Origin of the sequence: Caulobacter sp. Root343 (assembly GCF_001425745.1) — a bacterium.
GTDB lineage: Bacteria > Pseudomonadota > Alphaproteobacteria > Caulobacterales > Caulobacteraceae > Caulobacter.
This window is the reverse complement of record NZ_LMDF01000005.1, coordinates 255,110-279,856: the sequence shown is the minus strand read 5'-3', so window position 1 is coordinate 279,856 and position 24,747 is coordinate 255,110. Positions and strand designations below refer to the sequence as shown.

Below are 24,747 nucleotides of genomic sequence, written 5' to 3'. Positions count from 1 at the left end.
GCTTCGCCGGCCCTTTTTCGTTGAGGGCGGACCGTCAGGAACGTCGCCGCCGCATATCGAAACCGAGGCTTGACAATACCGGCCCGCTCGACGATCAGATAAATGAACGGTACCGTTCAATTACGGTCTCGCGGAACGGTCGGGAGGAAACCATGGACGGCGCGCCATTGATCGGCGGCACGAGGCGACGCGCTTCGTCGCGACGTCCGGACGCCTGCCTCGCCGCCGTGCGGCTGACGGCGCTGATGGCCGGCCTGGCGCTGGCCGGATGCGCCGCAGCGCCCAAGACCGACCTGAGGCTGCCGGTCGCCTATGAAGGCCCTTCGGCTGACGCGGCGGCCCCGGCCTCGCTGGATCGCTGGTGGACCCGGTTCGGCGACCCGCTGCTGGACCAGCTGGTCGACGAGGCGCTGGCCACCGGCCTGGACGCCCGGGACGCCGCCGCCCGCCTGGCTGAAGCGCGCGCCACCAAGTCCGGGGCCCTGACCAGCTTCCTGCCGCAAGGCGATCCCAGCGCCTCGTACCTGAAGCAGCGCACCAGGACCGGCGGCGCCGCCACGGACCTGCGCATCACAACGGGTGATTTCGACGTCAGCTGGCAGGTCGACCTGTTCGGGCGGCTGCCCACCGCCAGCCGGATCGCCAAGGCCGACTTCGCCGCCGCGCGGTTCGCCTATGAAGGGTCCCGCGCCTCGATCGCCGCCGAGGTCGCCGACAGCTACTTCCAGGCTCGCGGTCTGGCCATCCAGCTGCAGGACGCGCACGAGAGCGCCCGGGTCCAGAAAGAGCTCTACGACATGACCGAGCGGCGGGCGCGGGCGGGCCTGTCGGCGCTCGCCGACGCCGACCGGGTGGCCGGAGACCTCTCGCAGTCCAACGCCCGGGTGGCGTCGCTGGAGGCCCAGCTGCAGGCCCAGAAGCGGGCGCTGCTGATCCTGGTCGGCCGGGTGGTCGATCCCACCGCCTCGATCGCCGTCGCCGCCGATGTCGGGGTCGCGCCGGCCCCGCCCGCCCTGGTCCCCGGCGACCTGCTGACCCGCCGCCCCGACGTGCGCGAAGCGCAGGCGCGCCTGGCCTCCGCGTCCGGACGCGCCAACCTGGCCCGGCTGGCGCTGCTGCCGACGGTCAGCTTCATTCCCGGCCTCGGCTATTCGCGCCCCTCGACCGGCGGCGCGACCACCACCACCAGCCTCGGCCTGGCCCTGAGCCAGCCGCTGTTCGACATGCCCAGGCTGCTGTCGCAGGCGGGCGTTCAGAAGGCCCAGGCCACCCAGGCGGCGATCGCCTACGAGCGGACGCTGCGCCAGGCCTTCAAGGACTCAGAGGCCGCGCTGGTTGGGCTGGACGCCGACCGGCGCCAAGTCGCCCTGCTGGCCGACGGCGAGGCCCGCGCCGCGCGGGCCTATCGCGCCGCCCGCGCCAACTACGGCCGCGGCCTCACCGATCTTCAATCCACCCTGTCGGCCGAGCAGGCCTGGCGGACGACGCGCACCCAGCTGACCTCGGCTCAGGTGCAGGCCGTCCGGCGGGCGGTGCAGGCCTATCAGGCCCTTGGCGGCGGCTGGCCCGTCGATCGCTATTCGTCTGTCGCGAGCTCGAAATGACCTCTTGCAAGAAGCTCCTGGCGGCGACCCTGTTCGTCGCCGCCGTCGCGCCGGTCCTGGCCGGATGCCATCGGGCTGCGCGCCCCGCTGCGCCGCACGCCGCCGAGCTGCGGTCGGTGTCGGTGATCACCCTGGCGCCGCGCGCCGTCGCCGGCAGCCTGACCGCCACGGGCGACCTGACGCCGCGCGAGGAAGCCGCCGTCACCCCCGAGGTCAGCGGCTACCGCGTCGTCGCCGTCCTGGCCGATGTCGGCGACACGGTCCGGGCGGGGCAGGTGCTGGCGCGCCTGGACCCGGCCCTGATCGAGGCCCAGATCGCCCAGCAGACCGCCCTGGTCGCCCAGGCCGAGGCCCAGGCCGCCCAGGCCGTGGATCAGGCCAATCGCACCAACGGCCTCGACGGCTCGGGCGACCTGGCCCAAGAGCAGATCAACCAGCGGCGCTTCCAGGCCAAGGCCGCCCAGGCCACGGTCCAGGCCCAGAAGGCCGCGCTGCGCGACCTGCAGGTGCGCCGCGACAAGCTGGCCGTGACCGCGCCGGTCGGCGGCGTGGTGCTGGAGCGCGGCGTGCGCCCGGGCGATGCGGCGGCGGCCGGTCAGGCCGCCTGGTTCCGCCTGGCGCGCGACGGCCAGATCGAGCTTCAGGCCCAGTTGGCCGAGGCCGAGCTGGCGCGGATCCGCGTCGGCCAGTCGGCCAGCGTCACCCTGCCCAGCGGCGCGACCGCGACCGGCCGCGTACGCCTGATCAGTCCGCAGATCGATCCGAAGTCCAAGCTGGGCTATGTGCGCCTGACCCTGCCGGTCCGTCCCGACATCCGGGCGGGCGGCTTCGGCCGCGCCGTGTTCGGCGACGCGGCGGACCAGGGCCTTTCGGTTCCCGAGAGCGCGGTGCGCTACGACGCCGGCGGGGCCAGCGTCATGGTCGTCGAGGCCGGCGACCGCGTGCGGCGCGCGCCCGTCAAGACCGGCGATCGCGGGGCCGGCTGGGTCCGCCTGACCGCCGGACCTTCGGCTGGCGCGCGGATCGTCGAGAACGCCGCGGCCCTGCTGGTCGACGGCGACAAGGTGCGCCCGGTCATGAGCGTGACGGGGACGGGTCGATGATCGCGCCGACCACGGGCGACGGCCTGAAGATCTCCGCCTGGGCCATCCGCAACCCGATCCCGGTGACGGTGCTGTTCCTGGCCCTGCTGCTGGCCGGCGTGCTCAGCTATCTGCAGCTGCCGATCAAGCAGTACCCCAATGTGCAGCTGCCGATGGTGTCGGTCACCGTCACCCAGAACGGCGCCTCGCCCGGCGAGATCGAGACCCAGATCACCCGCCAGGTCGAGGACGCCGTCGCCGGCGTCTCGAATGTCGAGAACGTCCAGTCGGTGGTGACCCAGGGCGCCTCGACCACCAACATCACCTTCCAGATGGGCGAGGACCTGCAGAAGAAGACCGACGAGGTCCGCACCAAGATCGAGCAAGTCCGCGCCCAGCTGCCGCGCGACATCGACGCTCCCACGGTCCAGCGGGTCGAGATCGACAGCGCCCCGATCATGACCTACGCGGTCTCGGTCGACGGGCTGTCGGACGCCCAGCTGTCGTGGTTCGTCGACGACACCATCGCCCGCGCCCTGCAGGCCGAGAAGGGCGTGGCCCAGGTCACCCGGGTCGGCGGCGTCAATCGCGAGATCAACGTCCTGGTGGACCCCGACAAGCTGACCGCGCGGGGGCTGACGGCCGCCGACGTCAACAGCGCCCTGGCCGGCTTCCAGCTGAACGCCGGCGGCGGCCGGGTCGAGATCGGCGGCCGCGAGCAGACCATCCGCATCCTGGGCCAGGTCGAAACGACGGCCAAGCTGCGCGACCTGACCATTCCCACCAGCGGCGGCGGCTATGTCCGCCTGGCCGACATCGCCGAGGTCGGCGACGGCTCGGCCGAGGCGCGGGGTTTCGCCCGGCTGGACGGCCGTCCGGTTGTCGGCTTCCAGGTCATGAAGACCCGCGAGGCCAGCGACGTGGCCGTCGACGACCGGGTGATCAAGGCCCTGGCGGCGCTGGAGAAGGCCCGGCCGGAGGTCCATTTCACGCGAATCTCGGCGACGGTCGACGAAACGCGCACCAGCTTCGAGGCCACGCGCGGCGTGCTGCTGGAAGGCATGGCGCTGGCGGCGGTCGTGGTGTTCTTCTTCCTGAAGGACTGGCGCGCCACCCTGATCACGGCGGCGGCCATGCCGATCTCGCTGATCCCGACCTTCGCGGCCATGGCCTTCCTCGGCTTCTCGCTGAACGTCGTGACCCTGCTGGCCCTGACCCTGGTCATCGGCATCCTGGTCGACGACGCCATCGTCGAGATCGAGAACATCGAAAAACGGGTCGTCGCCGGCTACCAGCCCTATGACGCGGCCATGGAGGGCGCGGACGCCATCGGCCTGGCCGTGGTCGCCACCACCTTCGCCATCGTCGTGGTGTTCGCCCCCGTCAGCTTCATGCCGGGCATCGCCGGCCAGTTCTTCAAGGAGTTCGGCCTGACCATCTCGGTGGCGGTGCTGTTCTCGCTGGTCGTGGCCCGCCTGCTGACGCCGCTGATGGCCGCCTACCTGCTCAAGCCCCGGACCAAGGCCCACGACCCGGCCCCGCTGCCCAAGACCTATCTGAAGGTCCTGAACTGGAGCCTGGACCACCGGATGCTGGCCTGCGCCATCGGCGGGATGCTGTTCATCGGTTCGCTGGCCCTGCTGCCGCTGCTGCCGACGGCGTTCACGCCCGAAGGCGATCCCGACTATCTGAACCTGAAGATCCAGGGCGCGCCCGGCGCGACCATCGCCCAGATGGACCAGGCGGTCTCGCGCATCGACGCGGTCTTCGCCAAGGAGCCCGCCGTGGACGGGGTGTTCGCCACGGTCGGCTCGACCTCGGGCGACCCGTTCCGAGGCGGCGGCGGGGCGGACCTGCGCAGCGGCTCGGTCACGGTGCTGCTGAAGGCCGACCGCAAGGTGAAGGGGCAGGCCCTGCGCGAGCGCTATCGCGCCGCCATCATGGCCATTCCTGACGTGCGGATCGGCTTCCTGAAGGCCGACGGCCAGGCCGGCTTCCAGCAGATCCTGACCGGTGACGACCCCGACGCGCTCACCGCCGCCGCGCTCGAGCTGCAGCGCCAGATGCGCGACCTGCCCGAGCTGGCCGACCCGCATCCGTCGGCGCCGCCGGTCGGTCCGGAGATCGTCATCCGCCCGCGCGCCGACGAGGCCGCCCGGCTGGGCGTCTCGGTGGACGCCATCGCCCAGGCCGCCCGCGTCGCCACCAGCGGCGACATCGACGCCAACGTCGCCAAGCTGAACGACAAGGAGCGGCGGATCCCGATCCGCGTCCGCCTGCCGGCCGACGCCCGCGCCGACCTCGACCGCGTCAGAGGCCTGCGCCTGAAGACCGCCAGCGGCGAGACCACCCGGCTGGAGGCGGTCGCCGACGTCGGCTTCCAGGCCGGCCCGGCCCGCATCGACCGCCTGGACCGCCAGCGCCAGATGACCGTCGAGGCCGAACTGACCCAGGGCGCGACCCTGGGCTCGGCGACCAAGGCGGTGCACGGCCTGCCGATCTTCAAGGCCATGCCCGCCAGCGTCCGGCCCAGCTCGATCGGCGACGCCAAGGCGATGGCCGAGCTGTTCGGCGGCTTCGGCCTGGCGATCTTCGCCGGGGTGGCGATGATCTACGGCGTGCTGGTTTTGCTGTTCGGCTCGTTCTTCAAGCCGATCGTCATCCTGTCAGCCTTGCCGCTGGCGGTGGGCGGCGCGTTCCTGGGCCTGCTGGCTTTCCACCAGGCGCTGTCGATCCCGTCGCTGATCGGCTTCCTGATGCTGCTGGGCCTGGCGGCCAAGAACTCGATCTTGCTGGTCGAATACGCCATCGAGCTGGAGCGCGGCGGCATGCGCCAGCGCGACGCCCTGATCGAGGCCTGCCGCGAGCGGGCCCGGCCGATCGTCATGACCACCGTGGCCATGGCCGCGGGCATGCTGCCGACCGCCCTGGCGCTGGAGCACGGCGCGGAGTTCCGCCAGCCGATGGCCGTGGCGGTGATCGGCGGCCTGATCACCTCGACCCTGCTGTCGTTGATTCTGGTGCCGGTGGTCTACGAGTTCGTCGACGACTTCGAGCAGTGGCTGCGGCCGCGCCTGGCCCGGCTGGTCACGCAACGCGTGGTCGCGGCGCCGCTTCCGGCGGAGGGGGAGGCGAAGGCCTAGCGGGCCCACTAGCTGCTCGCGACCCGGAGTGGATTTGTTTCCCTCTCCCCTTGCGGGAGAGGGTGGCCCGCGAAGCGGGTCGGGTGAGGGGTCGAAGACCGGATCCGCCGCGACAGCGGATAGGCTGGGCGCCAAGCCGACGGGACTATCGACCCCTCATCCGTCAGCTTCGCTGACACCTTCTCCCGCAAGGGGAGAAGGAAACGGATGTCCGCTCCCGCCTGACGGCGGGCTTAGCGGCGGACGCGGTAGCGGATGTGCGTGGCGTCGGGCGTATCGATCACCCGGACGATCTCCAGCTCGACGCGCGAGGGCAGGACGTCGAACAGCCGGCGGCCGCTTCCGAACAGGACTGGAATCTGATGGATTTGCAGTTCGTCGAGCACGCCGGCTTCCAGCGCCCGTTGCGCCGTATAGGCGCCGAGCATCAACACGTCCCGGTCCCCGGCGGCGGCCTTCGCCTGCGCCATCGCGCTCGCGATCCCGTCGCTCACATATTTGACCAGCGGATAGTTCGCGACGGATGGCCCGGGCGGCCTGTGGCTGGGGACGAAGATCGGGACGCCCTGATTGTCACCGCCCCAGTGATCGACCTGCTCCACGGTTCGCCGACCCGCCAGGATCGCGCCGGGCGTGTTCCATTCGTCCCACAGGTCTCCGACCGGTCCGGTCGGTCGGGAAAAATCCCCGTACCACGCGTGCAACCGCATGAAGTCGTCGCCGCCGGGATTGCCCACCTCATCGTTGGGCCCCGCGATATAGCCATCTAGCGACATGGACATGAAGAGCACGGATGCGGACACTTTGATCTCCTGGGGTCTTGATGTTCCCCAAGGACGCTCGAGCGACGCCGGCGCCGACATCCCGAATACGGATTTTGGGCGCCGCCCTACCTCAAAGGGGCCGAACCACGACTAGGGCCGCGGGGCGACGTCGATGGCCGAGACGATCGCCTTGCCGGTCTTGCCCTTGAAGGCGAGGGTCAGCCCCGCCTCGCTCGCCTCGACGGGGAGGGCGCGCACCACGGTGGCCCGCTCGCCCTTGGCCGCGCCGGCGATGTCGAAATCGGCCAGCATGACCTTGTCGTTGACCAGCACGTCGAACACGCGCTCGCCCTTGGCGTAGGTCGGCTCGACGAAGGTCAGGGTGAGCGTGTAGCGGCCAGGCGCGGCCGGGATCTGGTAGCGGAAGTCGCCCTCGCGGAAGGTGCGGGCCACCGGCCACGGCGCCGCGCCGGGCTCCCCGCCGCCTTGGCCGGTCATGGCCTTGGCTGTTCCGCCGGCGAAGAAGGCGTCCGACCCCATGCGGACGCCGAGGCCGGCCGGGACCAGCAGGGCGCCGCTGTCGATCGTGAAGCGGTCCTTGCCCTCGGGCGCCAGGCGCCAGGTCAGGCGGTCTTCGGTGGAGCCTTCCTTGAACTGGCCCTGGGCGACCAGGGTGTTGTCTCCCGGGGCGAGGCGAACGCTCTTCCAGACGCAGATCTTTTGCGGGCAGTCGACCAGCGCGCCCAGGGACTTGCCGTTGACCACGAGGTCGGTGGACGGGGCGTTGCTGTAGACGCGCACGTCGGTCACCGGATAGGCCCGGTCGACATAGCGGCGGCCGGTGATGCGCACCGACGGCGCGGCGCTCCAGTTGGCCTTGTAGAAGTAGAAGGCGTCCTTCTTGACCTGGCGGTCATAGGTCACCAGGCCCTTGGTGTTGATGCTCTCGCCGTCGCCTTCGTGGCGGTCGCCGGTGGCGAAGTCGAAGCTGTTCCACAACCAGGTCGCCCAGAGATAGGGCTTGGAGTCGAGGATCGCCCAGTTCTTCTCGTGCACGAAGGCCTGGTATTCCTCGGGCTGGACGCGGCCGAACGAGTCGAACGGGCCGCCCAGCGGATCGTCGGTGTGCTGGCTGATCGCGCCGCCGGCCCCGTATTCGCTGACTGACAGCGGCTTGTCCGGACGCTTCTTGCGCAGGGCGTCCAGCGCCGGGCCCAACAGGTCCGAGGGCGTGTAGTACCAGCCGAAATAGCGATTGGCGCCGCTGGTGTCGGTGATGGCGGCCACCTCGGGCGCGTTCGGCTGCAGGCCCTCGCAGCAGGTGGCCTGGGTCGTGGCCCGGTCGGGGTCCTCGGCCTTGGCCAGGGCGTTCAGCGCCTTGAGCAAGGGCACGGGATCGCGCTGGACGATCTTGGCCGCGCCCATGAACGACGGCGGGGTGCCGCGCAGGTCGACCTCGTTGGCGATGCTCCAGACCCCGACGGAAGCGTGGTTGTAGTTCTGGCGGATCAGCTCCTGCAGCTGCTGCTTGGCGTCGGCGACCAGGCCGGGGGTCGGCTCGAGCTGGTCGGCGGCCAGGGTCATGACGCTGACGAACGGGATCTCGTCCCACAGGATCAGGCCGTACTGGTCGGCCAGCTCGTGGATCGCCGCGCCATGCTGGTAATGGGTCAGCCGGATGGTGTTGGCCCCCATCTCGCGGATGATGGCCATGTCCTGGGCGGTGTCGGCCGCGCTGACCGCCCAGCCCTTGCCCTCGCGGTCCTGGTGGTAGCCCACCCCGTGCAGGCGCAGCGGCTGGCCGTTGAGGATCAGGCCCTGCTCGGGATCGATGCGGATCTGACGGACGCCGAAGCTCTGGTCCAGGCTGTCGACGACCTGGCCGCGCGTGTCCTTGATCACCGACTTCAGCCGGTAGAGGTAGGGGGCCTTGACGCCCTGCCACAGGTGGGCGGCGGCCAAGGCCAGGTCCTGCGCGACCTCGGTCGACTGGCCGGCGGCCAGCGAAACAGGGGTGACGACCTGGGCGGCGACGGCGCCGGACGCGTCGACCAGCTGGGTGGTCAGCACCAGCTTGGCGCCGCGCCTGGCGTCGTTGCGGAGCTTGGAGCGCACGGCCACCGTGGCCTTGCCGTCGCCGATTTCGGTGGTCCGGGCGTAGACGCCGGGGCCGCCGAAATCGAGCATGTCGAAATGGGCCTTGTCGGTGGCGACCAGGCTGACCGCGCGATAGAGCCCGCCGTGGACGAAGAAGTCGCCGCCCAGCGGCAGGATGTCGGCGGTTGGGCCGCCGGCGACCGGCCGGCTGCCGTCGACCCTGACCACCAGCAGGTTCGGCTGGCCAGGCTTGATCGCCTTGCTGGCGTCCAGGCGGAAGCGCGAAAAGCCGCCGGCGTGGTCGCCCAGGTGGACGCCGTTCAGCCAGACCGAGGCCTTGCGGCTGGCGGCGTCGAACTGCAGCCAGGCGGCCTTGTCCTTGATCGCGGCCGGCGCGGTGAAGGTCAGCCGATACCAGCCGACGCCCTGCTTGGCGTTGATCGTGGCCGCGGTGTGCAGGTGGGGGGCGTCCGACAGGTAGTAGCCGGCGCGGTTCCAGGTGTGGGGCACGCTGACGGCGGCCCAGGCCTTGTCGTCGAAGCTGGGCGCCTCGGCCCCGGACAGGGCGTCGTCCTGGGTGAACCGCCAGCCGTCGGTCAGCGGGACGGTCAGCCGCTCGGCCGCCGACGCGAGGCCGCTGCTCGCGGCCAGGGCCAGGGCGAAGGCGGTCGCGGCCAGCTTGATCGTCATGACGTGTTCCACCCCGGGGCTTTTCCCGGCCAAGTATCAGCGGCGCCGTCGCCAAGTCAATAATCGAACGATGATGGTCTATTTTGCATGATTTCGCGGCGTGCAGCGCGCGCCCGTGCAGTGTCGTCGGTGCTCCAGCGGCAGCGATGGACGTCTGAAATCGCCCATTTGAGCGCCGCGTCACGATTATGAACGGCCGCGTGCACCCGACCACGAGCCAACGAGAGCGCTGCCCCGAAATCGAGTTCTGCTCCCCTAAATGTGGGTATCCTACGGAAAACATGGGCGGCGTCTTCATTTGTGTTCGAGGGCGGCGGGGCCGACCGCGCGCCGCCGATCGTCGGGCGTGAACGCGTTTCGGTCTAATATTGATCGCAAGCGTTCGATTTAGCATTGCCTTCGCCCCTGAACGCGGCATCATGCGACCAACGACCCTTGAGAAGAGGCCGACCATGCGTCCCATCCGAACCGCCCTGGCCGCCGTGTCGCTGATGGCCATCGCGGGCGTGGCCATCGCGGCGCCGCCGCTGAGCACGGCGACGACCACCATCGGCGAGATCCTCGACACCCCGGCCGCCAAGGCCGTGGTCGACAGGCATCTGCCGTCGGTCTTCGCCAACCCCCAGATCCGGATGGCGCGCCCACTCACGCTCAAAGGGCTGCAACGCTTCGCCAAGGACACCGTCAGCGACGGCGCCCTGGCGGCCATCGACAAGGATTTCGCCGCCCTGCCGGCGAAGAAGTAGTTCGGGCCGCGGCCTCGCGCCGTCGCCCGCGCGCGGAGACGATCTCCTCCTCCACTGAGCCGGAGCCCTGACGGGATCCGGACGGGGCGCTCGCCGATCGAGCGCCCCGCGCCTTTTCCTGTTTCGAACGGCGCGGCTCAGCGCGGCGGTGTTCCGGTTGCGCCGGGGCGCCAGCCCAGCTCGCGCGCGATCGCCCGCGCCGTCTCGGTGACGGGCTCCACCAGCTCGGCCATCCGCGCGTCGTCCAGATACTGGGGCAGGCTGGAAATGCTGATCGCCGCGACGATCCGGCCGCTGGCTTCGCGGATCGGCGCGGCGACGCAGCGGACGCGATCGGCGTTCTCCTCGACATCGAACGCCGCGCCCTGGTCGCGGAACTGCCGCATCCGCGCGACCCAGGCCAGCACCGCATTCTGGCCGCGCGGCGCCTCGGGGTCCTCCGCGAAGACCTTGCGCCAGACCGCTTCGGACTCGTCCAGCAGCAGGGCGCGGCCGAGCGCGGTCGTCGCCATCGGCCGGATCTCGCCCACCACCGAGCGGACCGTCATCCGTCGCGCGCCGTGCGTCTGGTCCACGTAGCGCACCCGCCCGTCGTCGCGGATGGCCAGGTTCACCGCGTCGAGATGCTGGCGCGCCAGCGCTTCCAGATGGGGACGCGCCAACACCGTCAGCGGCCGCTGCAGGCGCGCGGTCTCGGCCAGGGCCAGCAGCTTGGGGCCAAGCTCGTAGCCGCGCGCGGTGAGGCGGGCCAGGTCGCGCTCGGCCAGGGCCGACGCCAGGCGATGGGCCGTGCTGCGGGTCAGGGTCATCCGCTGGCTGATCTCGCGCAGCCCGATCGGGCCGCGCCGGGCGATCAGCTCCAGAACGTCGAGGCCGCGCCGCAGGGTCTGGCTGGGCCGCGAGGCGTCGTCCGCCTCGGAGAAATCGACCTTGGCGTCCAATCCGGATCCGGCGGGCGAGCGCTCGCCCACCCGCGCGGCGCGGGGCGTGGGGAGGGGGCGATAAACGCCATGATCTTCAAAGGGCAATGGGGTCCCTCCAGCGCCAGGTCTTAGCGCCGTCCAGGCCGCGCGCGGTGGCGGGTCGCCACCGTCAGCGGCGCCGCATTGACGCCCGAGATGCTTTTATCGTACGCAAGCGTTCAAATAACAATCCGTCGTCGCGCGACGCCGCGCCACGGCCCGGAGGAACCAGATGACCGGTCGGACGAAGCCCTCGAGCCCCGGCGCGGCGGGCCGGGCGTGAAGCCGGGCCTGAGCGTCGCCCGCCGGCTGGTCGAGCAACTGGGCGAGGCCATCGTCGCCGGCGTGTTCGCGGACGCGCCGTTTCCGACCGAACGCGAGCTCTCGCACCGCTACCGCGTCGGCCGCGCCACGATGCGCGAGGCGGTCAAGATGCTGGTGGCCAAGGGGCTGCTGCACGGCCATCCGGGGCAGGGGACGTTCGTCGCGGCCGAGACCGCGTGGAGCCTCTATGATCCCGACGTCCTGCGCTGGCTGCTGGCGCGGCGCTTCTCGCTGGCCACCCTGGCCCAGCTCACGGAGCTGCGGCTCGGGGCCGAGCCGGTCGCCGCCGCCTTGGCCGCGCGGCGCATGACCGAGGCTGGGCGGCGTGACGTCGAGGTCGCGCTGGACGGCGTCATGGCCGCGGCGCGCGGCGAGGGCGACATGCTGTCGGCCAAGGTCGCCTTCCACCGGCTCGTGCTGGAGGCGACGGGGAACCTGCTCTATCGCGGCCTCGCGGAGCTGGTGACCACGGCCCTGACGCTCTCGGCCGCCTTCGCCAACCGCAATCGCCGGCCGCCCGACGCGGCGGGCTACGCGGCGCTGGGCGCGGCGCTGGTCGCCGGCGAGCCGGAACGGGCGCGGGCGGCGATGCAGGCGATCCTCGCCGAGGTCCTGCGCCAGATCGCGGCGCACCAGGACGGGGAGCGTCCGGCGGGGCCCGAGCGATCGCGCTCTGGTCCCGCGCCCGAGCCGGCCGTCGAGCGGCCTTTGGAATTGGCCCTGCCGGGATAACGCGCCGCGCCCCGCGATTTCGCGCGCGGCGATGAACCGGTCGCGGGTCCGGAGAAACTGACCTCCCAATGGCGCGCCCGGCGCGCGGGATCGGTTGAAACGCGATGCGCAGAGCGATGTCCGAAGGTGGCAGGACGGCCCCGGCCGGCGTCGGGTCCAGGGACCGGGCGGGGAACCTCGGCGCGTGATCCTGTTCTGCCACTCGTTCTTTCTCGCCCAGGACGCCAAGCAGCGCGAGAAGATGAAACCCTATCCGCCGCTGTCGACCCTGCTGGCCGCGGCCCTGGCCCGGCGCGAGGGCCACGCGGTGGGCCTGTTCGACGCGACCTTCGCCGAGGGGCCGCGCGCCTTCGCCGCCACGCTGGAGCGGCTGGCGCCGTCGGCCGTGGTGCTGATGGAAGACAACTTCAACTTCCTGACCAAGATGTGCACCGCGGTGCGTCGCGACAGCGCGTTGGAGATGGTGCGGGCGGCGCGGGCCCACGGCTGCCGCGTGGCGGTCAACGGCCCCGACTCGGCCGATCATCCCGGCCTCTATCTGGACGCCGGCGCCGACGCCGTCGTGCTGGGCGAGGGCGAAGACGCCGTGGCCGAGACGCTCCGGCGCTGGGCGCGCGGGGAGGGGCTGGAGACCGTTCCCGGCCTGGTCCTTGCGGGCGCGGACGGCCGGCCGCGACCGACATCGCCCCGGCGCGTGACCCACGACCTGGACGCCCTGCCGCCGCCGGCCTGGGACCTGGTCGACGTCGCGGCCTACCGCGCGGCCTGGACCGAGGCGCACGGCCATTTCTCCTGGAACATCGCCACCTCGCGCGGCTGTCCCTACGCCTGCAACTGGTGCGCCAAGCCGACGTTCGGACGGCGCTACACCGTGCGCTCGCCCGGCGACGTGGTGGCCGAGATGGTCCGGCTGAAGGCCGAGATCGCGCCCGACCACCTGTGGTTCACCGACGACATCCTCGGCCTCGACGTCGACTGGATCTGCGACTTCGCCGACGGCGTGATCGCGGCCGGCGCGGCGATCCCGTTCTCGATGCAGTCGCGGGTCAACCTGATGACCGAGCGCGCCGTGGCCGCCCTGGCCGCCGCCGGGGCGCGCGAGGTGTGGCTGGGCGTCGAGACTGGGTCGCAGAAGATCCTCGACGCCATGGACAAGGCCGCCACGGTCGAGGCCGCCCGCGCGGCTACCCGGGTGCTGAAGGCGCACGGGATCAAGGCGTGCTGGTTCATCCAGCTGGGCTATCCGGGCGAGCTCTGGGAAGACCTGCTGGCGACCCGCGACCTGATCCGGGGCGAGGCGCCGGACGAGGTCGGCGTGTCGGTGGCCTATCCGCTGCCGGGCACGGTGTTCCACGACCGCGTCGCCGCCCAGCTGGGCGGTCAGCGCAACTGGAAGGACACCGGCGACCTGGCGATGCTGTTCCAGGGGACCTACGACTCCGCCTTCTATCGCAAGGTGCGCGACGTGCTGCACCGCGAGGTGGACACCGGGCGCGGCGACGACGCGGCCTGGGCGGCGCTGGAGGCTCAGGCCGTCCTGCACCGCTCGCCGGCCCCGTCGGTGCTGGCGGCTTCGGTATGAGCGTGGCGAGCGCCTCGGAGACGCCGGCGGCGGCGCGGGCGTTCGACACGATGGCCGACGGCTTCGACGCGCGTTTCGGAGCCTGGCTCAGCGTCGCGGCCCAGCGCCGGGTGGTGCGCGCGGCCCTGGCCGAAGCCTTCCCCGAAGGCGTGCGGCTGCTGGAGGTCGGCGGCGGCACCGGCGAGGACGCGGCCTGGCTGCTGGACCGGGGCCGCCAAGTGCTGCTGACCGACGCCTCGCCGTCGATGGTGCGCGTGGCCAGGGCCAAGTTCGCCGGGCGTCCGTACGCCCAGGCCGAGGTGGCGTCGGCCGAGGGGCTGGAGGCGCTGGCCGAGCGCCGCGCGGACGCGCCCCTGTTCGACGGCGCCTACTCCAACTTCGCGGCCCTCAACTGCGTGACCGACCTGCCGGCGTTCGCGCGCGGCCTGGCCAGGCTGCTGGCGCCGGGCGCGCCGGCCTTGCTGGTGGTGTTCGGGACCTGCTGTCCGGGCGAATGGCTGGTCGAGGGACTGCGGGGGCGGCCCGGGGCGATGGTCCGCCGCTTCGCGCGGGGCGACGTCGCGGCGCGGCTGAACGGCCAGGCCTTCACGGTTCGCTATCATCGGTCCGCAGACCTGGCGCGGGCCCTGTCGCCGTGGTTTCGGCCGGCTGGCCGCCAGGGCGTCGGCGTGTTCGTGCCGCCCAGCGCCGCCGAGCCGTGGATCTCGCGCCATCCGCGCCTGCTGGCCGGGCTGGAGGCCTTGGACCGGGCCGTCTCGCGGCCGCTGGCGGGCCTAGGCGACCACGTGCTGCACCGTTTCGTGCGGACCGACGCGGAGGTTCTGGGATGAGCGCCGACCTCGCCGGCTTCGCGGCCGCCTATGCCCGCCACCGGGCCGCGGAGGGTCGGGGACACAGCGGCGAGGCGCTGATGGCCTTGCCCTATCTGCGCGGCGGTCCCCTGGCCCGGCAGTGGGCGGTGCGGGCTCGCAGCTTCGAGACCCTGGTTGGCGACGTCGTCGCGCCGTTGGCGAAGCGGCTGGGCCGGCCGCTGTCGGTGCTGGACCTGGGGGCCGGCAACGGCTGGCTGAGCTGGCGACTGGCCCTGGCCGGCCACTCGGCCATCGCCCTCGACATCCGCGAGGACGAGGTCGACGGCCTCGGCGCGGCTCGCGCTCTTGCGGCCCGGGCCGAGGGTCGGATGCAGCTGCGCCCGGGTTCGTTCGCCGCCATCTCGGCCCCGGACGCCAGCGTCGACCTGGCGGTGTTCAACGCCGCCCTGCACTACGCGCTGGACCTGCCGGCGGTGCTGGCCGAGGCCGCGCGGGTGGTCCGGCCGGGTGGGCGGCTGGCGATCGTCGACAGCCCGTTCTATCGCCGCGAAGCCGACGGCGTGGCCATGGTCGCCGAGAAGAAGGCCGGAGCATCCCAGCGCTTCGGCGAGGGCGCCGACGTCCTGCTGGCCCCGCCGTTCATCGAATTCCTGACCCGCGCGCGGCTGGCCGAGGCCTCCGCCGCTTCGGGCCTGGCCTGGCGGCGCCGGCGGGTGCTGTATCCGCTGTGGTACGAGGCCCGGCCGCTGCTGGCGCGCCTGCGTGGGCAAAGAGTTCCGTCGCGCTTCGACGTCTGGATGAGCGCGCGGCCGTGATCCTGCTGGTAAATCCCAGGGCGACCAAGCCCACCAACCGCCGCTTCCCGCTGTCGGTGATGGCCATCGGCGCGGCCTTGCCCGAGCACGTCACGTGGGAGATCGTCGACGGCAACCTGCCGGGGATCGACATCCTGGCCGAGATCGCCGGCCGCATCGATCGCCGCGCCGGCGGGCCCGACCCGGTGACGGCGGTCGCCCTGACCGTGATGCCGGGGCCGCAGCTGGTCAGCGCCGTGCCGCTGTCCAAAGCCCTGAAGCGCCGCTATCCGGACATGCCGATCGTCTGGGGCGGCAACTTCGGCAGCCTCTATCCCGACCCGGTGCTGAACGCGCCCTATGTCGACTGGCTGGTGCGCGGCCAGGGCGAGCACGCCTTCGTCGAGCTGCTGGAGGTGCTGGCCGGCCGGCGCGATCCCAAGACGGTGGCGGGGCTGTGCTTCCGCCAGGCCGACGGTTCGCACTGGAAGGCGCCGGAACGGACCTGGCTGGGCCCCAACGAACTGCCGGCCCCGCCGTACCACAGGATCGACGTCGAGCAGTACCTGCATCCGACCTTCCTGGGGCGCCGGTCGGGCGTCTACCAGGCCTCGATCGGCTGCCCGTACGGCTGCAATTTCTGCGGCGTGATCTCGGTGTTCGGCCGCCGCGAGAAGGTCGAGACCCCGGCCCGCGCCGCCGAGCACCTGGCCTATCTGGTCCGCGAGCACGGCATGGATTCGGTGCACTTCTACGACAACAACTTCTTCCTCAACGACCAGCACGCCCGCGCCATCGCCGAGGCGTTCAAGCCGCTGGGGATCCGCTGGTGGTGCGAGGCGCGGGTCGACGCGCTGGAGCGGTTCTCCGACGACACCTGGCGGGCGCTGAAGGCGGCGGGCCTGACCATGGTGTTCTGCGGCGCGGAGTCCGGCTCGGACGAGGTGCTGGCCAAGATGAACAAGGGCACCACCACCGACCAGATCCTGCTGGCGGCGGCCAAGACGCGCGAGCACGGGATCATCCCGGAGTTCTCGTTCGTGTTCGGCGACCCCGACGCGCCCGAAAGCGAGATCGAGAACACCCTGGCCTTCATCCGCAAGCTGAAGGCGGTCAATCCGGACATGGAACTGATCAGCTACTTCTACACGCCCACCCCGCAGCGCAAGGGAACCTACGGCGACGTCGACGCCCTGGCCGGCACGCCCGAGACGCTGGAGGAGTGGATCGAGCCGCGATGGGTGGCCTGGATGACCCACGAGGATCCCGACCTGCCCTGGATGGCGCGACGGCTGAAGGCGCGGGTCGACGACTTCGAGCTGGTGCTCAAGAGCCGCTTCCCGTCGGTGCACGACAAGCGCACGCGGCCGTGGGGCAAGCTGCTGGGCCGGCTGGCCGCTCGCCGGCGCTGGGCGCGGGGCGACTACGACAATCCGCGGCTGCTGCGCCTGATCCGCCGGTGGGCGCGCATCGTGCCCGACGACACCCAGGCCTATGGCCACCTGCGGCCGGAGAGCCAGGAGACCGACGCGCCGTGGCCGCCGCCCGGGTCGGCGCCAGGACCGGGCTCAGCGACTGACGCGGCCCCGCACCAGGCGCCAAGCCCGCTTCTCGTAGATTGACCACAGCGCTCGCCACGAGCCGGCGCGCGGCGCGATGTCGGCGGCCAGCTGCCGGATCCGCCGCCGCCAGCCGTCGGTCCACATGAAGTGCTCGCCGACCGAGCTGCGCTCGATCCGCTGGGCCGTGGCGGGGGTCAGGCGGCGCACGACCCGCAGCACGCCGCGCGGCGTGGCCCGGGCGCAGCGCGCCAGCACCAGCGCCGGGACGACGCCGGGGGTCAGGGCCTCGCACAGCGTCAGCGCCGGATAGGCGAAGCCCAGCAACCCGATCCGCTCGCCCAGCGCCAGGAAGGCGTCCCACGACAACCGGCCGGCGGCGACGTCCTGGCGGATCACCAGGTTCAGCTCGACCAGCCGCAGCAGGGTCAGGTTCTGCAGGCCCGCGCCGGCGTGGATCGCCAGGTGGAACAGCAGCAGCGGCTGCTCCAGGGCGGTGGCCTCCGATCCCGGCGCCCAGGCGCGGCGGCTGTCCATCGGCGCGCCGGCGTCCAGCGCCGCCAGGGGCGCGCCGGCGCTGACCATCAGGTCCAAGGCGCTGTGCAGGTCGATCGACCAGGGATCGTCGGCGTGGACCAGGGTCAGCGAGCGCGGCGCGGTCGGACAGCCGGGCGGTCGCCAGCTGCTCTCGCGCGCGCCTCGGCTGGCCTCGGCGAAGCCCTCGGCCCGCAGGATCGCCTCGGCGGCGGAGGCCTGCTCGGCCCGGACCAGCAGGTCGATGTCGGAGGCCGGGCGGACGCCGGGGGCGGGGAAATAGGCGCGGCCGGTGTCGGCGCCCTTCAGCACCGTGACGGCGATCCCCTGTCTCGAGAGACGCCCGATCAAGTCGACGGCGGCCGCGTCCAGGCGGGCCGCGCGGATCCGGTTGTGGCGCAGATGCAGGTCCAGCACGCGCGCCACGGCGGGTGAGGGGAGGATGGCGCCGGTCTCGGCCCACCAGCCCAGCAGCGGTCCCAGGCCCGAGGTGTAGCCGGCCAGGCCAATGGCGGCCGGGTCGCCGTCGAGGCGGGGCGGAACGGCCGCGCCGGACAGCACGGCCGAGGCGACGCGCGCCACCTGCTCCAGCGCCGCGCGCCAGTCCTCGACCCGGATGTCCGGCCACAGCCAGGCGGGATTGCCCTGCCGCTTGGCCCATTTGAATCGTCGCGAGACTTCCTGCTCGGAAATATTCTCCGCGTCGAAGTCTATATGTTCATTAGTGTTGTCAGGTGTCGAAATCATGTTCGACTATAGTCTATCGATAATTTTATGTATTGATACATTATCTATTCTATGTGTATCAATATCTATGCAATTGCCTGTTCCCGCCTTTCGGAAGCGCTTCGATATCTTCGGCTTGCCGGTCGACTTCGTGTCGGGCGCGCCGGCGCTGCTCGACGCCGTCGACCGGGCGTACGGCGACTGGCCTTCCGGCGGAGCGGACGAGGCGGCCCGGATCGAAATACGGCTGGACCTCCGCGAACTCGGCGAGGCGGAAGAGGACATCCGGGTCGACGGCCCGCGCCTGACGCTGCGCGGCGACGGCGGCGTGGGCGAGGCCGACGCGGAGACGGGCAAGGCGCGGGCGATCGTCGCGCCCCGGCTGGTCGACGATCCGGCCGGGCTGGCGGCGCGGGTGACCGACACCCTGCTGCTGTTCCTGCTGACCCGCGCGGACCGCACGCCCTTGCACGCGGCCGGCGTGATGCTGGGGCGCACGGCGGTCGCGCTAGCCGGGCCCAGCGGTTCCGGCAAGAGCACCCTGACCCTGGCCGCGATGGAGCGGGGGCTTCCCATTCTGTCCGACGACACCCTGTACATCCAGCTGCGGCCGAGCCTGACGGTCTGGGGCTTTCGCAGGCCCCTGCATGTGTTTCCCGAAGACGCGCCGAGGTTCACTCAAGGGCTGCGATCGCGGGGCGGCAAGCTGAAGGCGGTGGTGCCGGCGGCGCGCGCCGCCTTCGCCGAATCCGGCGCGGAGCGGGTCGCGGTGGTTTTGCTGGAGCGCGGCGAAAGCCTGGCCCTGGCGCGGCTGGACGCGGAGGCGACCCTGGCGGGCCTGGCGCGGCTGGAGCCCGGCTTCGATCTCCTGGCCCGCCAATCGGCCGAGGCCGCGCGGGCCCTGGCGGCCGGCGGCGGCTGGCGACTGACCCTGTCGCGCGACCCGGGCGCGGCCATCGATTTCCTGCGCGAGCGCCTGCCGTTCGAGCGGGAGGGCTGAGCGTGCGCGTCGTCCATGTCAGCCTCGTGCGTCCGTCAGGACGGCCGGATCCGGAGGCGCTGCTGGCGGCCTGGCCGACGCTGGGCGATGTGGCCGAGGCGGTCGCCGAGGCCGGGGTCGAGACCACCGTCGTGCAGTCGTTCCATCGTGAGGCCGAGCTGCGCCGCAATGGCGTGCGCTACCGGTTCGTGGCCGAGGCGGCGCTGCCGGGCCGGCCGACGGGCCTGGATCCGGGACGCGTGGCCAGGGCGGTGCGGGCCGCGAACCCCGACGTGATCCACGTCAACGGCCTGGACTTCGCCTGGCACACCCGCGTGCTGTGCGGCCTGGGCCCGCCCGTCCTGGCCCAGGACCACGCCAGCGCCGCGCCGCGCCTGCCGCTGCTGGCCCGCTGGGGATTGGCCAAGGTCGCGGGCCTGGCCTTCACCGACGTCGCCCAGGCTGGGCCGATCCTGGCCCGGACCGGGCTGAGGCGCGACCTGCCGGTCTTCGCCGTGCCGGAGTCCTCGACCCGCTTCACCCCCGGCGACCAGGCGGCGGCGCGAGCGGCCAGCGGCGTGCATGGCGACCCCGCCGTGCTGTGGGTCGGGCGGCTGCAGGCCAAGAAGGATCCGCTGACCATGCTGGACGCGGTCGAGCGGGCGGCCGCGCGGCTGCCGGATCTGCGCCTGTGGTGCTGCTTCCACGAGGCGCCGCTGCTGGAGGCGGTGCGCGCGCGGATCGCGGCGTCGCCGGTGCTGTCCGAACGCGTGCGCCTGCTGGGGCGGCGGCCGCGCGACGAGATCGAGACCCTGTGCCGCGCCGCCGATCTGTTCGTGTCGACCAGCCGGTTCGAGGGCTCGGGCTACGCGCTGATCGAGGCCATCGCCTGCGGCGCGACGCCGGTCGTCAGCGACATCCCGTCGTTCCGCGCCCTGACCGGCGCCGGCGCGATCGGGACCCTCGTACCGGTCGGCGACGCCGAGGCCTTCGCGCGGGCGCTGGTCGCGGCGGCGCGCCGGCCGGACCGCGCGGCGGTGGTCGCGCACTTCCGTCGACACCTGTCGTTCCAGAGGGTCGGCCGGCGACTGGCGGAGGTCTATGCGGCCCTGGCGGAGGGGCGGTCGTGAAGCTGGCCCTGGTCGTGCCCGGCGGCGTCGACCGGTCGGGCGAGCACAGGGTCATTCCCTGCCTGCTGTGGCTGATCGAGCGCCTGGTCGCGGCGGGGGACGAGGTGCACGTCTTCGCCCTGGGCCAGGAGCCCGCGCCCGGCGACTGGACGCTGCTGGGCGCGCGGGTGCGTAACGCCGGGGCCCGGCCGCGCCGTCTGAGAACCTTGGTCGACCTGCTGGCCGAGCATCGGCGCGGGCGGTTCGACGTCGTCCACGCCTTCTGGGCGGCGGGTCCCGGCGCGGTCGCCGCCGTCTTCGGCCGCGTGACGGGGACGCCGATGGTCCTGACCCTGCCGGGCGGCGACCTCTCGGCGCTGGCGGACATCGGCTACGGCGCCCGGCTGACTCTGGGAGGCCGGCTCTGGACCCGCCTGGCCCTGGCCGGGGCGCGGCGGGTGATCGTGCAGAGCGAGGCGATGGCCGCCCTGGCCAGGCCGTTCGGCGTCGAGGCGACGCGGATTCCGTTCGGCGTGGCCCTGGACCGCTGGCCCGCCGCCCCGCCCCGGTCCCGCGCGCCGGGCGCGCCGCTGCGGCTGGCGCACGTGGCCAGCCTGAACCGGGTCAAGGACCAGGAGACCCTGCTGCGGGCGATGCGGATCCTGCGCGAGCGGGGCCTGGACTTCCATCTCGACATCGTCGGCCTCGACACCCTGGACGGCGCCGTCCAGCGGCGTTGCGCGGCGCTGGGCCTGGACCAGCGGGTGACCTTCCACGGCTTCCTGCCGCACGCGGCCACCCGGCCGCTGGTCGAGGCGGCGGACCTGATGCTGGTCAGCTCGCGCCACGAGGCCGGGCCGCTGGTGGTGCTGGAGGCCGCCATCGCCGGCGCGCCCACGGTGGGGACCCGCGTCGGCCACATCGCCGACTGGGCCCCGGACGCGGCCGTCGCCACGCCGATCGGCGACCCGCAGGCCTTGGCCGAGGCGATCCTGCGCCTGGCCGGCGACGAGGCCGAGCGCCTGCGCCTGGCCCATGCCGCCCAAGCCCTGGCCCTGGCCGAGGACGCCGACGCGACGACCGCGCGCACCCGGCGCCTCTATCGCGAGGTCGTCCTAAAGTTCGGGGCGCGATGAACGGTCGTTGACGGTCCCGGTACCCACGCCACGAGGCCGGCGGATCGGCGGGTGGGAAGACGCAAGCGCACTCGAATGAAGGACATCGCCGACACCACGCTGATGATCACGGGGGGGACCGGCTCGTTCGGCTCGACCGTGCTCCGCCACTTCCTGCGCATGCCGGTCGGAGAGATCCGCATCGTCAGCCGGGACGAGAAGAAGCAGGAAGACCAGCGCCAGCGCTTCGACGACCCGCGGATCAAGTACCACATCGCCGACGTGCGCGACTTCCGGGCCATGGAGAGCGTCACGCGCGGGGTCGACTACATCTACCACGCCGCCGCGCTGAAGCAGGTGCCCTCCTGCGAGTTCCACCCGATGGAGGCGGTCAACACCAACATCGCCGGCACCAACAACGTGCTGGACGCGGCGATCCGCAACGGCGTGCGGCGCGTGGTCTGCATGTCCAGCGACAAGGCGGTCTATCCGGTCAACGCCATGGGCATGTCCAAGGCCCTGATGGAAAAGGTGATGATCGCCAAGGCGCGCGTCGCCCGCGGCGCCCAGACGGTGATCTCGGGCACCCGCTACGGCAACGTCCTGGCCTCGCGCGGGTCGGTGGTGCCGCTGTTCATGAACCAGGTGCGGCGCGGCCTGCCGATCACGATTACCGACCCGGAGATGACCCGCTTCATCATGACCCTGGACGAGGCCGTCGACCTCTGTTTCCACGCCTTCGAGCACGGCGCCAACGGCGACATGTTCGTCCAGAAGGCCCCGGCGGTGACCATCGAGCTGCTGGCGCGGGCCGTGCTGGTGGTGCTGGGCAAGCCCGACCATCCGATCCGCGTCATCGGCACCCGCCACGGCGAGAAGCAGTTCGAGACCCTGCTGAGCCGCGAGGAGATGGCCTTCGCCGAGGACCGGGGCGGCTATTACCGCGTCAGCCCCGACAACCGCGACCTCAACTACAGCGCCTATGTCAGCGAGGGCGAGAAGAAGGTCTCCTCGTTCGACGACTACAATTCGCACAACACGCGCCGGCTGGACGTCGACGAGCTGGCGGCCCTGCTGCTCAGCCTGCCCTACGTGCGCGCCTTCGTGGACGGGAGCGAAGCCCATGACCAGCTCTGATCGTCGGGTCGTCGCCGTCACCGGGGCCGGCGGTTTCATCGGGCGCAATCTGGTGGTGCGGCTGGGCGAGGTCGGCCTGGTCGTCCACCCGATCTCGCGGACGACCCCGACCGACGAGGCCGAGGCGTTGCTGGCCGGGGCCGACGTGGTCGTGCATCTGGCCGGGGCGGTGCGGCCGCGCGATCCGGCCGAGTTCGACCAGACCAACGCCTACGCCGCCCGGGTGACCGGGGCGATCGCGCGCGGCGGGCGCCGGCCGCTGGTGATCTGCGCCTCGTCGGTGCGCGCCGACGACGACACGCCCTACGGGGCCAGCAAGCGCGCCGCCGAGCAGCTGGTGATGGACCTCGCCGCCGCCGGCCTGGCGCGCCCGGCGATCTACCGGCTGCCCAACGTCTTCGGCAAATGGGCGCGGCCGAACTACAATTCCTGCATCGCCACCTTCTGCCACAACCTGGCGCGCGGCCTGCCGATCCGCATCGACGACTTCGACGCGCCGCTGTCGCTGCTGTACGTGGACGACCTGGTCGACCAGTGGTGCGACCTGATCCTGAACCAGCCCGAGGCGCACGGCTTCCTGGAGCCGGCCCAGGTTCGCCAGATCACCGTGGGCGAGACCGCCGAGATCATCGCCGCCTTCGCCGAGGGCCGCCGGGCGGGCCAGATCCAGTCGGTGGGCTCGGGCCTGACGCGGGCGCTGTACGCGACCTTCGTCGCCGCCCTGCCGACCGAGGCGTTCAGCTATCCGCTCGTGGCGCACACCGACCCGCGCGGCAGCTTCACCGAGGTGCTGAAGACGCCGTCCAGCGGCCAGGTTTCGTACTTCACGGCCCATCCCGGCGTGACCCGGGGCGGCCACTATCATCACAGCAAGGTCGAGAAGTTCCTGATCGTGCACGGCCAGGCGCTGTTCCGCTTCCGCCACATCCTGACGGGCGACCTGCACGAGGTCCGCACCTCGGCGGAGACGCCTGTGGTGGTCGAGACCATTCCCGGCTGGGCGCACGACGTCACCAATGTCGGCCGCGACATGATGGTCTCGCTGATCTGGGCCAGCGAGGTGTTCGATCGCGCCCGCCCGGACACGGTGGCGGCGGCCGTATGACGGTCCGAAAACTGAAGGTGATGACCATCGTGGGCACGCGCCCCGAGATCATCCGCCTGGCCCGCGTCACGGCCGCCCTCGACCGCTGGACCGACCATGTCCTGGTCCACACCGGCCAGAACTACGACTACGAACTGAACGGCGTCTTCTTCGACGAGCTGGGCCTCCGCAAGCCCGACCGCTTCCTGCAGGCGGCCGGGGACACGGCCGCCGAGACCATCGGCCAGGTGATCATCGCCGCCGACAAGGCCATGGCCGAGCACACGCCCGACGCCCTGCTGGTGCTGGGCGACACCAACAGCTGCCTGGCGGTGATCCCGGCCAAGCGCCGGCGGATCCCGATCTTCCACATGGAGGCCGGCAACCGCTGCTTCGACCAGCGCGTCCCGGAGGAGACCAACCGCCGCATCGTCGACCACACGGCCGACATCAACATGCCGTACTCGACCATCGCCCGCGACTACCTGCTGGCCGAGGGTTTCCCGGCCGACCGCATCGTCAAGACCGGCAGCCCGATGTTCGAGGTGCTGACCCACTACCGCGCCGGGATCGAGGCGTCGGAAGCCGTGGCGCGCCTGGGCCTGGAGCCCGAGCGCTATTTCCTGGTCAGCTGCCATCGCGAGGAGAACATCGACTCTCCCCGGCAGATCGCCGGCCTGGTCGAGACCCTGGGGGCCGTGGCGCAAGCCTACGACCTGCCGATCGTGGTCAGCACCCATCCGCGCACCCGCAAGCGGATCGAGGCCCTGGGCCTGACGTTCGACCCGCGCGTGCGCCTGATGAAGCCGTTCGGCTTCCTCGACTACAACGCCCTGCAGATGGGGGCCCGGGCGGTGCTGTCCGACAGCGGCACGATCAGCGAAGAGTCCTCGATCCTGAACTTCCCGGCCCTGAACATCCGCGAGGCCCACGAGCGGCCCGAGGCGATGGAGGAGGGGGCGGTGATGATGACCGGCCTGGGGGCCGAGCGTGTGCTGCAGGGCCTGGCGATCCTGGAGGACCAGGCGCGTGGCGAGGCGCGCACGGTGCGCCTGCCGGCCGACTACGCCGCGCCCAACGTGTCCGACAAGGTGGTCCGCACCATCCTCAGCTACACCGACTACGTGCGGCGCACGGTGTGGCGGGAGCCGTGATCGGTTCCGGCCCACGGG

General features: G+C 71.9%; 19 protein-coding genes. 15 read left to right on the top strand and 4 right to left on the bottom strand.

Going from position 1 to position 24,747, the window contains the following annotated elements:
• Positions 1 to 152 precede the first annotated feature (152 nt).
• The 3 genes from ASC70_RS05370 to ASC70_RS05360 are packed head-to-tail and all read left to right on the top strand — an operon-like array spanning position 153 to position 5,829.
• A complete protein-coding gene (locus tag ASC70_RS05370) occupies positions 153 to 1,604 on the top strand; it encodes an efflux transporter outer membrane subunit (protein WP_056047189.1) in 1,452 nt (483 codons plus the stop codon).
• The gene (locus ASC70_RS05365) at positions 1,601 to 2,707 is read left to right on the top strand and encodes an efflux RND transporter periplasmic adaptor subunit (protein WP_056047186.1); all 1,107 of its coding nucleotides are present in this window, start codon (positions 1,601 to 1,603) and stop codon (positions 2,705 to 2,707) included. Before ASC70_RS05370 ends, ASC70_RS05365 begins: the two co-directional genes overlap by 4 nt.
• Positions 2,704 to 5,829: an efflux RND transporter permease subunit gene (locus tag ASC70_RS05360; protein WP_056047183.1), complete on the top strand. Its 3,126-nt coding sequence runs from the start codon at positions 2,704 to 2,706 to the stop codon at positions 5,827 to 5,829. The genes ASC70_RS05365 and ASC70_RS05360 overlap by 4 nt, the downstream gene beginning before the upstream one ends.
• A gap of 233 nt (positions 5,830 to 6,062) precedes the next feature.
• On the opposite strand, the gene ASC70_RS05355 is transcribed toward ASC70_RS05360, so the two are convergent.
• Together ASC70_RS05355 and ASC70_RS05350 are read right to left on the bottom strand one after the other, a co-directional pair.
• Positions 6,063 to 6,632, bottom strand: a complete 570-nt coding sequence (locus ASC70_RS05355; protein WP_056047180.1) for a dihydrofolate reductase family protein — start codon at positions 6,630 to 6,632, stop codon at positions 6,063 to 6,065.
• 111 nt (positions 6,633 to 6,743) lie between these two features.
• Entirely contained in the window at positions 6,744 to 9,380 is a 2,637-nt protein-coding gene (locus ASC70_RS05350; RefSeq protein WP_056047179.1) for a glycoside hydrolase family 2 TIM barrel-domain containing protein, read from the bottom strand.
• Between the two features lie 452 nt (positions 9,381 to 9,832).
• Between ASC70_RS05350 and ASC70_RS05345 the strand changes: the two genes are divergently transcribed.
• Entirely contained in the window at positions 9,833 to 10,126 is a 294-nt protein-coding gene (locus ASC70_RS05345; protein ID WP_156396127.1) for a hypothetical protein, read from the top strand.
• A gap of 137 nt (positions 10,127 to 10,263) precedes the next feature.
• Here ASC70_RS05345 and ASC70_RS05340 read toward each other — a convergent pair whose 3' ends face one another.
• Positions 10,264 to 11,154: an IclR family transcriptional regulator gene (locus tag ASC70_RS05340; RefSeq protein WP_235519265.1), complete on the bottom strand. Its 891-nt coding sequence runs from the start codon at positions 11,152 to 11,154 to the stop codon at positions 10,264 to 10,266.
• A gap of 213 nt (positions 11,155 to 11,367) precedes the next feature.
• Between ASC70_RS05340 and ASC70_RS05335 the strand changes: the two genes are divergently transcribed.
• The 5 genes from ASC70_RS05335 to ASC70_RS05315 all read left to right on the top strand — a co-directional run bounded on the left by ASC70_RS05335 (position 11,368) and on the right by ASC70_RS05315 (position 16,954).
• Entirely contained in the window at positions 11,368 to 12,144 is a 777-nt protein-coding gene (locus ASC70_RS05335) for a FadR/GntR family transcriptional regulator (RefSeq protein ID WP_235519263.1), read from the top strand.
• A gap of 184 nt (positions 12,145 to 12,328) precedes the next feature.
• Entirely contained in the window at positions 12,329 to 13,726 is a 1,398-nt protein-coding gene (locus tag ASC70_RS05330; protein ID WP_056047174.1) for a radical SAM protein, read from the top strand.
• Entirely contained in the window at positions 13,723 to 14,556 is an 834-nt protein-coding gene (locus tag ASC70_RS05325; RefSeq protein WP_056047171.1) for a class I SAM-dependent methyltransferase, read from the top strand. The genes ASC70_RS05330 and ASC70_RS05325 overlap by 4 nt, the downstream gene beginning before the upstream one ends.
• Positions 14,553 to 15,353 (top strand): bifunctional 2-polyprenyl-6-hydroxyphenol methylase/3-demethylubiquinol 3-O-methyltransferase UbiG, encoded by an 801-nt coding sequence (locus ASC70_RS05320; RefSeq protein WP_056047166.1) that lies wholly within the window; start codon positions 14,553 to 14,555, stop codon positions 15,351 to 15,353. Before ASC70_RS05325 ends, ASC70_RS05320 begins: the two co-directional genes overlap by 4 nt.
• Complete coding sequence (locus ASC70_RS05315; RefSeq protein ID WP_056047164.1) at positions 15,350 to 16,954, top strand: radical SAM protein; 1,605 nt, start codon at positions 15,350 to 15,352, stop codon at positions 16,952 to 16,954. Before ASC70_RS05320 ends, ASC70_RS05315 begins: the two co-directional genes overlap by 4 nt.
• Here ASC70_RS05315 and ASC70_RS05310 read toward each other — a convergent pair.
• Positions 16,901 to 18,172, bottom strand: coding sequence for a nucleotidyltransferase family protein (locus ASC70_RS05310; RefSeq protein ID WP_056047161.1), 1,272 nt, complete (start codon positions 18,170 to 18,172; stop codon positions 16,901 to 16,903). The genes ASC70_RS05315 and ASC70_RS05310 overlap by 54 nt on opposite strands.
• 67 nt (positions 18,173 to 18,239) lie before the next feature.
• Here ASC70_RS05310 and ASC70_RS05305 point away from each other — a divergent pair, with 67 nt between their 5' ends.
• The 6 genes from ASC70_RS05305 to wecB all read left to right on the top strand — a co-directional run bounded on the left by ASC70_RS05305 (position 18,240) and on the right by wecB (position 24,729).
• The gene (locus ASC70_RS05305; protein WP_056047158.1) at positions 18,240 to 19,151 is read left to right on the top strand and encodes a hypothetical protein; all 912 of its coding nucleotides are present in this window, start codon (positions 18,240 to 18,242) and stop codon (positions 19,149 to 19,151) included.
• Between the two features lie 2 nt (positions 19,152 to 19,153).
• On the top strand, positions 19,154 to 20,260 hold the full coding sequence (locus tag ASC70_RS05300) for a glycosyltransferase family 4 protein (RefSeq protein ID WP_056047154.1): 1,107 nt from the start codon (positions 19,154 to 19,156) through the stop codon (positions 20,258 to 20,260).
• A complete protein-coding gene (locus ASC70_RS05295; RefSeq protein WP_056047153.1) occupies positions 20,257 to 21,375 on the top strand; it encodes a glycosyltransferase family 4 protein in 1,119 nt (372 codons plus the stop codon). The genes ASC70_RS05300 and ASC70_RS05295 overlap by 4 nt, the downstream gene beginning before the upstream one ends.
• A 75-nt stretch (positions 21,376 to 21,450) precedes the next feature.
• Positions 21,451 to 22,491: a polysaccharide biosynthesis protein gene (locus ASC70_RS05290; RefSeq protein WP_056047150.1), complete on the top strand. Its 1,041-nt coding sequence runs from the start codon at positions 21,451 to 21,453 to the stop codon at positions 22,489 to 22,491.
• A complete protein-coding gene (locus ASC70_RS05285; RefSeq protein ID WP_056047145.1) occupies positions 22,478 to 23,596 on the top strand; it encodes an NAD-dependent epimerase/dehydratase family protein in 1,119 nt (372 codons plus the stop codon). Before ASC70_RS05290 ends, ASC70_RS05285 begins: the two co-directional genes overlap by 14 nt.
• On the top strand, positions 23,593 to 24,729 hold the full coding sequence (wecB, locus tag ASC70_RS05280; protein WP_056047141.1) for a non-hydrolyzing UDP-N-acetylglucosamine 2-epimerase: 1,137 nt from the start codon (positions 23,593 to 23,595) through the stop codon (positions 24,727 to 24,729). Before ASC70_RS05285 ends, wecB begins: the two co-directional genes overlap by 4 nt.
• Positions 24,730 to 24,747: the final 18 nt, after the last annotated feature.

Excerpts from the sequence above, each read along its gene's own strand:
- ASC70_RS05370 (WP_056047189.1), top strand. The coding sequence starts at position 153 with ATGGACGGCGCGCCATTGATCGGCGGCACGAGGCGACGCGCTTCGTCG.
- ASC70_RS05365 (WP_056047186.1), top strand. The coding sequence starts at position 1,601 with ATGACCTCTTGCAAGAAGCTCCTGGCGGCGACCCTGTTCGTCGCCGCC.
- ASC70_RS05360 (WP_056047183.1), top strand. The coding sequence starts at position 2,704 with ATGATCGCGCCGACCACGGGCGACGGCCTGAAGATCTCCGCCTGGGCC.
- ASC70_RS05350 (WP_056047179.1), bottom strand. The coding sequence starts at position 9,380 with ATGACGATCAAGCTGGCCGCGACCGCCTTCGCCCTGGCCCTGGCCGCG.
- ASC70_RS05345 (WP_156396127.1), top strand. The coding sequence starts at position 9,833 with ATGCGTCCCATCCGAACCGCCCTGGCCGCCGTGTCGCTGATGGCCATC.
- ASC70_RS05325 (WP_056047171.1), top strand. The coding sequence starts at position 13,723 with ATGAGCGTGGCGAGCGCCTCGGAGACGCCGGCGGCGGCGCGGGCGTTC.
- ASC70_RS05320 (WP_056047166.1), top strand. The coding sequence starts at position 14,553 with ATGAGCGCCGACCTCGCCGGCTTCGCGGCCGCCTATGCCCGCCACCGG.
- ASC70_RS05310 (WP_056047161.1), bottom strand. The coding sequence starts at position 18,172 with ATGATTTCGACACCTGACAACACTAATGAACATATAGACTTCGACGCG.
- ASC70_RS05305 (WP_056047158.1), top strand. The coding sequence starts at position 18,240 with ATGCAATTGCCTGTTCCCGCCTTTCGGAAGCGCTTCGATATCTTCGGC.
- ASC70_RS05290 (WP_056047150.1), top strand. The coding sequence starts at position 21,451 with ATGAAGGACATCGCCGACACCACGCTGATGATCACGGGGGGGACCGGC.
- ASC70_RS05285 (WP_056047145.1), top strand. The coding sequence starts at position 22,478 with ATGACCAGCTCTGATCGTCGGGTCGTCGCCGTCACCGGGGCCGGCGGT.
- wecB (WP_056047141.1), top strand. The coding sequence starts at position 23,593 with ATGACGGTCCGAAAACTGAAGGTGATGACCATCGTGGGCACGCGCCCC.